At 66.4% G+C, this 9,029-nt stretch carries 11 protein-coding genes and 1 pseudogene; 10 read left to right on the top strand and 2 right to left on the bottom strand.

All coding sequences use genetic code 11. From position 1 onward, the window contains the following. Positions 1–784, top strand: a 784-nt coding sequence (locus Q7T84_RS10270; RefSeq protein WP_304808424.1) for an acyl-CoA dehydrogenase family protein, incomplete at its 5' end; no start/stop codon positions are given. Positions 785–939: 155 nt separating this feature from the next. On the opposite strand, the gene Q7T84_RS10265 is transcribed toward Q7T84_RS10270, so the two are convergent. Further along, positions 940–1,476 (bottom strand): PEPxxWA-CTERM sorting domain-containing protein, encoded by a 537-nt coding sequence (locus Q7T84_RS10265; RefSeq protein ID WP_304808422.1) that lies wholly within the window; start codon positions 1,474–1,476, stop codon positions 940–942. Positions 1,477–1,700: 224 nt separating this feature from the next. On the opposite strand from Q7T84_RS10265, the gene Q7T84_RS10260 reads away from it, so the two are divergent. The 4 genes from Q7T84_RS10260 (at position 1,701) to Q7T84_RS10245 (ending at position 4,755) form a co-directional block, all read left to right on the top strand. Beyond that, positions 1,701–2,129: a VOC family protein gene (locus Q7T84_RS10260; protein WP_304808420.1), complete on the top strand. Its 429-nt coding sequence runs from the start codon at positions 1,701–1,703 to the stop codon at positions 2,127–2,129. A gap of 87 nt (positions 2,130–2,216) precedes the next feature. Beyond that, positions 2,217–2,897 carry an AraC family transcriptional regulator gene (locus tag Q7T84_RS10255; protein ID WP_304808418.1) on the top strand — a complete coding sequence of 227 codons (681 nt, stop codon included), beginning with the start codon at positions 2,217–2,219 and terminating at the stop codon, positions 2,895–2,897. 84 nt (positions 2,898–2,981) lie between these two features. Beyond that, positions 2,982–3,920: a DMT family transporter gene (locus Q7T84_RS10250; protein ID WP_304808416.1), complete on the top strand. Its 939-nt coding sequence runs from the start codon at positions 2,982–2,984 to the stop codon at positions 3,918–3,920. A gap of 211 nt (positions 3,921–4,131) precedes the next feature. Continuing rightward, positions 4,132–4,755, top strand: coding sequence for a PEPxxWA-CTERM sorting domain-containing protein (locus Q7T84_RS10245; protein ID WP_304808414.1), 624 nt, complete (start codon positions 4,132–4,134; stop codon positions 4,753–4,755). A 117-nt stretch (positions 4,756–4,872) separates the two neighbouring features. Here the strand turns inward: Q7T84_RS10245 and Q7T84_RS10240 are convergent, their stop codons facing one another. Beyond that, the gene (locus Q7T84_RS10240; RefSeq protein WP_304808412.1) at positions 4,873–5,451 is read right to left on the bottom strand and encodes a gamma carbonic anhydrase family protein; all 579 of its coding nucleotides are present in this window, start codon (positions 5,449–5,451) and stop codon (positions 4,873–4,875) included. 102 nt (positions 5,452–5,553) lie between these two features. Between Q7T84_RS10240 and Q7T84_RS10235 the strand changes: the two genes are divergently transcribed. From Q7T84_RS10235 to Q7T84_RS10215, 5 genes and pseudogenes are all read left to right on the top strand, one after another. Next, positions 5,554–6,459, top strand: a complete 906-nt coding sequence (locus Q7T84_RS10235; protein WP_304808410.1) for a DMT family transporter — start codon at positions 5,554–5,556, stop codon at positions 6,457–6,459. Beyond that, positions 6,456–7,175, top strand: coding sequence for an N-acetylmuramoyl-L-alanine amidase (locus tag Q7T84_RS10230; protein ID WP_304808408.1), 720 nt, complete (start codon positions 6,456–6,458; stop codon positions 7,173–7,175). The genes Q7T84_RS10235 and Q7T84_RS10230 overlap by 4 nt, the downstream gene beginning before the upstream one ends. Positions 7,176–7,191: 16 nt before the next feature. Beyond that, positions 7,192–7,719 (top strand): GNAT family N-acetyltransferase, encoded by a 528-nt coding sequence (locus tag Q7T84_RS10225; RefSeq protein WP_304808406.1) that lies wholly within the window; start codon positions 7,192–7,194, stop codon positions 7,717–7,719. 84 nt (positions 7,720–7,803) lie between these two features. Next, on the top strand, positions 7,804–8,571 hold the full coding sequence (locus Q7T84_RS10220) for an SDR family oxidoreductase (RefSeq protein WP_304808404.1): 768 nt from the start codon (positions 7,804–7,806) through the stop codon (positions 8,569–8,571). Between the two features lie 246 nt (positions 8,572–8,817). Beyond that, positions 8,818–8,988, top strand: a pseudogene (locus Q7T84_RS10215) (hypothetical protein); the annotation flags it as partial. Positions 8,989–9,029 lie beyond the last annotated feature (41 nt).

Raw genomic sequence — 9,029 nt, 5'->3', positions numbered from 1 at the left:
CGCCTTCGCCTATGCCGAACCGCAGGCCCGCTACACTTGGCAGGACCTGAAGACCACCGCCAAGAAGGACGGCGCGGGCTACGTGCTGAACGGCCACAAGGCTGTCGTCATCGGCGCGCCCTACGCCACCCACCTGATCGTCACCGCCCGCACGGGCGGCGGCCAGCGCGACGCGGAGGGCGTCTCGGTGTTTATCGTGCCGAAGGGCGCCAAGGGCGTGACCACGCGCGACTATCCGACGGTCGACGGCTTCCGCGCTTCGGAAGTGACGTTCGAGAACGTGGCGCTCGGCGCCGACGCCCTGATCGGTTCGGAGGGCGCCGCCCTGCCGTTGGTCGAGAAGGTGATCGACGAAGCCATCGTCGCCACCTGCGCCGAAGCCTGCGGCGTGTTCCGCCGCCTGCATGAAGGCACGCTGGAATACACCAAGCAGCGCAAGCAGTTCGGCCAGCCGATCAGCCAGTTCCAGGTGCTGCAGCACCGGATGGTGGACATGTTCATCCAGCTTGAGCAGTCGATCTCGATGACCTACATGGCCGACATAAAGCTGGCCGACAGCGATCACGAACGGGCCAAGGGCGCCTCGGCGGCCAAGGTTCAGATCGGCAAGGCGGCCAAGTTTATCGGCCAGAACGCCATCCAGCTGCACGGCGGCATGGGCATGACCGACGAAATGGCCATCGGCCACTACTTCAAGCGCGCCACGATGATCGAGAACGCCTTCGGCTCCACCGATCACCACCTGGCCCGCTACGAAGGCCTGAGCCTCGGCAAGGCGGCCTAGCCACCACAACTCTTCCCCCGGCGAAAGCCGGGGCCTATGCGGCGCTCCAGCCTAGCTGGGGCGCCGTTTCTGTTTGCGGCTAGGACGGGTGGTCCAATGCAAAAAGCCCTCCCGCCGAAGCGAGAGGGCCCAAAGCAGTCGTCAGGGAATTCGGATCAGGCGGCGCTGAAAGCGTTCCGGCGCGAGGTGCGGACCATCGAGCCCACGGCGCCAAAGCCGATGATCATCATCGCCCAGGTGGCGGGTTCGGGGACCGCGGAGATCGGGCCAGATTCCTGAAGCATGACACGTCCGGTGAGCACCGCGCGGGGGCCGCCCAGGCGCTGATATTCCGACGAGGTGTTCAGAATGTTGGCGCCGGTCAGGGTTAGCGGGTTGAAGTCCAGGCGGAGCTGCTGGGCGGCGCCGGCCGTCTGAATGCGGAAGCCCTGGGTGGGGAGCGACACCCAGTCGGCGAGAGCCGCGTTGTTGTAGTTGAACACCGAGAACACGCCGGGCCCATAGGCGCCGGCCGATGCGGTGATGTCGATCCCGATCAGCGACGAAAGGGCGTCGTCGGTGGTGAAGGTGCCGGTCAGCGTTCCGCCGCCCTGCAGCGTGACATTGTCCAGCACGAAGGTCTTCGCAGCCCAGGCGGGCGCGGCCACGGCAAGGGCGACAATGGCGGCCGAGATAGCTGCGACGCGTTTCATTTTGGCTCCGAGAGACAGGCGATTGTTCTGACTGCACTGCTTGAAGCAAGACCTGGGCCATTGGCGCAAGGCGGAATTGTTTTAGCCTCACCCCAGAGGCGGAGCGCCGGGGGACCGAAAAAAATACGCTGAGGGTGTCGGGGCTAAGCTTGCCCATACGTCCTAGGGATGTCCTGATCCCAACCTAGGGGCGCGGACGGCTTCAGACCTCAAGGAGACCCCCAATGCGAATGATCTTCGTCAACCTGCCCGTGAAGAGCGTCGCCGCCTCGCGACGCTTCTTCGGCGCCCTGGGCTTCGACTTCAATCCGCAGTTCTCGAACGAGAACACCGCCTGCATGGTGATCGAAGAGAACATCTTCGCCATGCTGCTGGAGCACGAGCGCTTCCAGGACTTCATCACCGGCGAGATCAGCGATGCGACCAAGGCCACCGAGGTGTTGACCTGTCTGTCGGCCGACAGCCGCGCCCAGGTCGACGACACCCTGGCCAAGGCGCTGGCGGCGGGCGCCAAGCCTTGGAAGCCGGTCCTCGACATGGGCCCGATGTATGGCTGCAGCTTCCAGGACCTCGACGGTCACGTCTGGGAGCTGATGTACATGGACCAAGCGGCGATGGCCGAAATGGGCCAGCCGGCGCAGGCCGACGCCTGATCGACGGGCGGCCTAAAGCCGGCTAGTGGATGGGGTGTGAACGCACCGCATCCATTGAGCTTTCGCAGCTATGGCGCGGACGGCGTCATGCACCGGCACGACCACGTGCAGTTGGTGGCGCCAGTGTTCGGCCAACTGGAGATCGAGGTGGGCGGGCGCGGCGGCCGGTTGGACATGGCGCGCGCCGCCTTTGTCGCTCCGGGCGCCGATCATGTGCAGGCTGGCGACGGAGCCAACCGCTTCCTGGTGGTCGACTGCAGTCTAGCCGATCTGGACGAGGCGACGGTTGAGCGCATGAGCCGCCAGGTGTTCATGCCGATCTCGCCGGCCGCCCGGCGGCTGATCGAGTTCGTCGATCTGTCCGGGCGCCAGCAGCCGATGTCGTCGACCACCGCCTGGCGCTGCACGCCCTTGCTGCTTGAGGCCCTGCTGGATGTCCCGCAGGCGCCCTCGCGGCTGGAAGTCCTGAAGCGGCGGATGGAGGCCGAGCCTGGCCTGAACTGGTCTGTCGCGGCCATGGCGCGGACGGCGGGGGTGAGCGCCAGCCGTCTCCATTCGCTGTTCCGCTCGGAGCTTGGCCAGACGCCGCAGCAACTGTTGTCGGCCTTGCGGCTCCGCGCCGTGCAGGAGGCTCTGGCCAGTTCGAACGCGTCAATCGCCGAGTTGGCGTTCCGGGTCGGATATTCCGATCAGAGCGCGCTGACGCGGGCCATGCGCCGGGCCACCGGCCTGACCCCAGCCGCATATCGTCGGCGGCTGCGACAATAGCCTGGGGCCAGAGTTCGATAGCCACGGTCAAGACGCGCACATCCCGTTTCACCATCCTTTGCTTCTAGGACCGGTGAGGCGGAGATGAGCGGGCAAATGGTGCGCGGAGTAGCGAACGGCGTCCTGGCGGGCGCGGTCTGGGGCCTGGTGTTCCTGGCGCCCCAGGTGCTGGGCGAGTTCAGCCCGTTCCAGCTCTCCGCCGCCCGCTATCTCGCCTATGGCGTGGTCGCGATGCTGCTGCTCGCGCCGCGTTGGCGCCCGCTGGTCGCGCGGCTTGGGCGGGCCGAATGGCTCAGCCTTTTCCGGCTGAGCCTGCTGGGCAACATCCTCTACTATGTCCTGCTGGCCGCCGCCGTGCAGTGGGCGGGCGGGGCCTCGGCCTCGCTGATCGTCGGCCTGCTGCCGGTGGTGTTGACGGTGGTCGGATCGCGCGAGGCCGGGGCGGTGAGCTTCCGCGCCCTGGCCCCGTCAATGGTGCTGTGCCTGGCCGGAGTCGGGCTGGTGGCGTTCGAGGCCTTCCGCCTGGACACCGGGCACGGCGATCCGATCTTCCGTCTGCTGGGCCTGGCCTGCGCGGTCGGGGCGCTGGGATCGTGGTCGGCCTATTCGGTCGACAACGCCCGTTGGCTGGCGCGCAGGCCTGACATCTCCTCCCACGACTGGTCGTTGCTGACCGGGGTGGTGACCGGCGCGCTGGCGCTGTTGCTGGCGATCCCGGCGTTCTGGGGCGGATCCAGCTATGCGCCCGGCGAGTGGGCTAGGTTCTGGGGCGTCGCCGCCGGGGTGGCGATCTTGGCCTCCGTCGTCGGTAACGGCCTGTGGAACCAGGCCAGCCGACTGCTGCCCCTGACGCTCAGCGGCCAGATGATCGTGTTCGAGACGCTGTTCGCCTTGCTCTACGGCTTCCTCTGGTCGCAGCGCTGGCCCACGGGCCTGGAGGTGCTGGCGATCGGCTGCCTGGTGGCCGGGGTGTTATGGTGCGCCTCGCTTCACCGCACGCCCCAGGTGTCGCCGGCCGAGTAGGCGCGATACGCCATCGCCTGTTCGTCCGGTTCCGAGCTAATCGATCGCCAGCTTGGAGCTCTCGAGTCTCGGGCGAATGTAAACTTTTCCCCGTTCGATTGAGTCGAATTGCCACGAACAGTTGGCACAACTATTGCTGCATGAGTGCCGAATGACGGCGACGCCGTTCTTATGGCGCTGGATTGGCCCTGGAGGCCATGAGAGGGGTAGTATGAATAAGTTTATTGGCGCGGCCTTTGCGACGGCGGCGTTGTTCTTGTCGGCGTCGGTGGCGAATGCGGCCACCGTGTATCAGACGACTTTCCAGGGTGCGACCTTCACTGTCACCCAAAACAGCAGCACGAACCTCACGTTCGATATCGCCGGCGCCAACGCGCTCACCGGCAATTGGGCGGGCGCCCAGTTCCTCGGCGCCTTTTCGTTCAAAGGGCTCGGCGCCACCGCGCTAACGGCCACGTTGGCTGGCGGCGGTAGCACGAATTCTGATCCTGGCGGTCTTTCCGCGGGCGGGTGCAACGGTAACGGCGCGGGATTTGTTTGTTTCAATTTCACGCCGAACGTCGCCGCCAACGTCAGCAATCTCACGTTCGACATCAACGCGACGAGCGGGGCCTTCGATTTTGCGCAGGGCGGCCCGCACCTGAAGATTCTGTGGTCGAAGGACGCGACCAAGGATCAGAAGGTCGGCGACCTGTTCTCGCAAAATATCCCATTCTCCCATGACACGCCCGTCTCCGCGGTGCCGGAGCCTGCGACCTGGGCGATGATGATTACGGGCTTCGGCCTGGCTGGCGCCGCAATTCGGCGTCGCCGTGGAGCCCTGGCGGTCGCCTAAGGCGGCGCACAGAGCCAACCTGGGATCTTCAAAAGCCGCTCCGGGTGTCGGGGCGGCTTTTCCTTTGCGCAGTGTCCCATTCGGGGCCGCTCTGAAGTCGCCTCGCCGAGAAGCGCCCTAGGCGGGCGTCGTGAGCCGGGCGTGCTCGGCGCCCATCTCGGCGCGGAAACTCTCCTTCGACCACAGCCGATAGTCGCCTTGAGCGTAGGCTTGGGCGTTGCGCCAGTAGAGGAAGGCGTTCATCGCATTGGCGATCGAGTTGTCGCGGGTCTTGGTCACCGCGCCAGGCGAGCCCACGACGATGGAGTTCGGCGGAATGACGGTTCCTTCCTTCAGGAAGGTTCCCCCGGCGATGATGGAGCCGGCGCCGACAACGCAGCCGTCCATGATGGTCGCACCGATGCCGATCAGGCAGTTGTCGCCGATATCGCAGCCGTGCAGCGTCACGTGATGGGTGATCGAGCAGTTCGCGCCAATGAGCGTCGGCGTGCCCGATCCGACATGGACCATCACGAAGTCTTGGATATTGGTGCGGCGGCCGATGACCACCCGCTGGCTCTCGGCGCGAACCACGACATTGCACCAGATCGAGGCCTCGGCGGCGATCTCGACCGCCCCGAAGATGCGGGCGGAGGGGTCGATCCAGGCTGAGCCGAGGTCGTGGACGTCGGGGCCGAGGAAGGGTTGGGCGGGCATGGGCGAGGTCTCCGGTGAATCGCCCGCACACTCCCCGATTTCCCATGCGTCAAACAAGCGTTGGGCTTGCCAAAACCGGTTCAACCGCGCCTAACCCGAAGCATGGCGCTTCGTGACTTCGCTCTTCTGGCCCTGGTCTGTCTGCTGTGGGCGGCAAACAACATCGTCTCGAAGTACGTGGTCGCCTATCTGCACGCGCCGCCGCTGTTCTACGCCGCTGTGCGGTTCGCTATCGTGGCGGTGGCCGTCTCTCCGTGGCTTCGAAACCCGCCCAAGCCGTTCTGGCGGCTCATCCTTGTGGCGCTGTGCATGGGCGCCGGCTCGTTCGCCTTCGTCTTCATGGCCTTGAAGACCGCCAGCCCATCGTCGGTCGCGATTGTGAGCCAGCTGATGGTGCCGATGACCACGGTGCTGTCGTTCCTGATCCTGCGCGAGCGGCTGAGTCGCCGACGGTTGTTCGGCATCGCCTTGACCCTGCTTGGCGCGTTGGCGGTGATGTGGGACCCGCACGGATTCAAGATTTCCCAGGGTCTGTTGTTCGTGGTCGCTTCGGCCTTCCTCGGCTCGCTCGGCGCGGTGCTGATGAAGGGGATGGAGGGCGTGAAGCCACTGCAGTTTCAGGCTTGGGTCGGGTTGCTCTCGGCGCTGGTGCTTTCGGTGCTGTCGGCGGTGCTCGAACCTGGCGCCCTGCAGATCGGCCTGTCGATGGATTGGCAGTTCTGGGCGGCGGTGGTGTTCTCGGGCCTGGTCGTCTCGGTTTGCGGACACACGGCCTATTATGGGCTGATCCAGCGATATGACGCCAATCTGATCTCGCCGTTGACCCTGATGACGCCGCTCGCCACCATCGCTCTCGGCGTGGTCATCACTAACGACCCGTTCGACGGACGCATGGCTTTTGGCGCCGCGGTGGCCCTGGCTGGAGTGCTGATCATCGCCATGCGGCCCAACCAGATCATGCTGTTCGTCTACGCTCTGCGTAACCGGACTTCTCGGAGCCCCAAGTGAACTTCATCGAGGCGGTCTCGCCGAACTTCAATGAGCGCACGGTCCCGCCGGACATCCTGGTCCTGCACTACACCGGCATGAAGACCGGCCCCGAGGCGCTGGCGCGGCTGCGGGACGCGGAGTCCAAGGTGTCCTCGCACTATCTGGTCGAGGAAGATGGCCGGGTGTTTCGGCTGGTGCCCGAGGAGCGCCGGGCCTGGCATGCGGGGGTGTCGTCCTGGAAGGGCGAGAGCGACATCAACGGCCGCTCCATCGGCATCGAGATCGTCAATCCGGGTCACGAGTTTGGCTATCGGTCCTTTCCAGAGGCGCAGGTGGCCGCGGTGATCGACCTGGTCGCCGATATCCGCACGCGTTGGAGCATCGAGGACAGCCGCATCATCGGCCATTCCGATGTCGCCCCCGACCGCAAGCAAGATCCCGGCGAGCTGTTCCCCTGGAAGCAGTTGGCGCAGGCCGGCCATGGCCTGTGGGTGGAACCTGACGCCGCGCCTGGCTTGCCGCTGTCCGAAGGCGAAGAGGGGGCTGGGGTCTTTGCGCTGCAGGCCGGCTTCACGCGCCTGGGCTATGACTGCGCGCCGTCGGGCAAGTATGACGCCCACACCACGGCGGTGGTCCGCGCCTTCCAGCGGCATTGGCGCCAGGAGCAGGTCGACGGCGTCGCCGACGGCATGACCCGGGCGCGGCTGATCGCCCTGCTGCGCGCGGCGGCTTGAGACTGGCGAGTTTGAGATGAGTGAGTTTGAAATCCGGCCGGTCGCGGCCTCCCAGGCTGGCGCGGTGCTCGCGCTCTACCGCGCCGCCGCCGCCGGGCCTGGCGGCCTGGCCCGTAGGCCTGACGAGATGGACCTGGCCTATGTCGAAGGCTTTCTGGCCAAGGCGCGGGCTGGTGGTGTGACGCTGGGCGCCTGGCGCGGCCAGGTGCTGTGCGGTGAAATCCATGCTTCGCGCATCGGCCCCGACCAGTTCGCCCACGTGCTGTCGGACCTGACGATCGCGGTCGATCCCGCCTGGCAGGGACAGGGCGTGGGTCGGGCTCTGTTCAAGGCATTGTTCGCCGCCGCCGCGAAGCTGACGCCGCAAGTGGTCCGCATCGAACTGATGGCGCGCGAAGGCAATGCTGACGCCATACGCCTCTATCAGGCGCTGGGATTCGTGATCGACGGGCGCTTTGAGCAGCGGGTGCGGATGCCGGACGGCCGCATGGAGGCCGACATCGCCCTGAGCCTTCTGCTGCCAGCCGACGCCGGTGCGGCTTGATGTCGCCAGCCTGCGCCGTCAGCACCGCCGTCACAGGCTCGCTTCCCGTTTCATACCTAGATTTCGAAAATGAAGGATCATTTGATGCGCAATTTGTTCAGCGTTGAAGGCAAGGTCGCCCTGGTCACCGGCGGCAGCCGCGGCATCGGCGAGATGATCGCCCGGGGCTATGTCGAGAACGGCGCGAAGGTCTATGTCTCGTCGCGCAAGGCCGAGGTCTGCGACCGGGTGGCTGATGAGCTGTCGCAGTACGGGACCTGCATCTCGCTGCCGTTCGACCTGTCGAACATGGACGGTATCGTCGGCCTGGCGGCCGCGCTCGCCGAGCGTGAGAGCACGCTGGACATCCTGGTCAACAACGCTGGGGCCACCTGGGGCGCGCCGATCGACGAGTATCCGGAAGACGGCTGGGACAAGACCGTCGACCTCAATGTGAAGTCGATCTTCTTCCTGACCCAGAAGCTGCTGCCGCAACTGCGCGCCGCCGCGACCCATGAAGAGCCGTCGCGGGTGATCAACATCGCCTCAGTCAACGGCATCGAGCCGCCGGCCCTGGAGACCTACGCCTATTCGACCTCGAAGGCCGGCTGCATCATGCTGACCCGCCACCTGGCCAAGCGGCTGGCGCCCGAGCACATCCTGGTCAACGCCATCGCGCCCGGTCCCTTCCAGAGCCACATGATGGCAGCGACCTTGGCGCGGGCCGGCGACGCCATCGCCAAGGCCAACCCGCGCGGCCGGATCGGCACGCCGGAAGACATCGCCGGTGTGGCGATCTTCCTGGCCAGCCGCGCCAGCGCCTACACCACCGGCACGGTCGTGCCCTGCGACGGCGGCTCGGCCGAGTTCTAGAAGCTTCGCGCCTCCCGGCCGGACCCGGCTGGGAGGCGCGGCTCTATCAGCCCCGTCGCCCGCGCCCGCCGGGCCGGATGGTCGGCGGCGACCAAGCGCCCTTACCAGGCGACTTGCCGGGGTGCTTCGGATCCAAGCCCGGCGGACCATGCTCGGCGGCGGTCAGCGGGGCGGCGCTGGTCGAGTTGGCCCGTCGGGTGGCCTCGAAGCGCACCCAGCCAACGATGAAGGACTGCGGGGCCCAGGGTCTGCATCGGCGGGGCCTTGGCGCTCACCGAGGCGGTGGTGGTGCTGAGCGAAATCGCGCGGCGATACCGGCTGCGGCTCGCGCCGGGCCAGGCGGTGGCGATGAAGCCGCGCATGACGCTGCGCCCATTGGGACCAATTGGGATGGAACTCGTCGCTCGCGCCGCTTGACCCGGAGCGGCTGTGGCCCCACTTAGCGCGCGGACCAGACG

The sequence above is a fragment of the Phenylobacterium sp. genome (assembly GCF_030654915.1).
GTDB lineage: Bacteria > Pseudomonadota > Alphaproteobacteria > Caulobacterales > Caulobacteraceae > Phenylobacterium.
This window is presented reverse-complemented; position numbering and strand designations above follow the sequence as displayed.

Coding starts and splice junctions, on each gene's coding strand:
- Q7T84_RS10265 (WP_304808422.1), bottom strand. CDS start 1,476: ATGAAACGCGTCGCAGCTATCTCGGCCGCCATTGTCGCCCTTGCCGTG.
- Q7T84_RS10260 (WP_304808420.1), top strand. CDS start 1,701: ATGCGAATGATCTTCGTCAACCTGCCCGTGAAGAGCGTCGCCGCCTCG.
- Q7T84_RS10255 (WP_304808418.1), top strand. CDS start 2,217: ATGCACCGGCACGACCACGTGCAGTTGGTGGCGCCAGTGTTCGGCCAA.
- Q7T84_RS10250 (WP_304808416.1), top strand. CDS start 2,982: ATGAGCGGGCAAATGGTGCGCGGAGTAGCGAACGGCGTCCTGGCGGGC.
- Q7T84_RS10245 (WP_304808414.1), top strand. CDS start 4,132: ATGAATAAGTTTATTGGCGCGGCCTTTGCGACGGCGGCGTTGTTCTTG.
- Q7T84_RS10240 (WP_304808412.1), bottom strand. CDS start 5,451: ATGCCCGCCCAACCCTTCCTCGGCCCCGACGTCCACGACCTCGGCTCA.
- Q7T84_RS10235 (WP_304808410.1), top strand. CDS start 5,554: ATGGCGCTTCGTGACTTCGCTCTTCTGGCCCTGGTCTGTCTGCTGTGG.
- Q7T84_RS10225 (WP_304808406.1), top strand. CDS start 7,192: ATGAGTGAGTTTGAAATCCGGCCGGTCGCGGCCTCCCAGGCTGGCGCG.
- Q7T84_RS10220 (WP_304808404.1), top strand. CDS start 7,804: ATGCGCAATTTGTTCAGCGTTGAAGGCAAGGTCGCCCTGGTCACCGGC.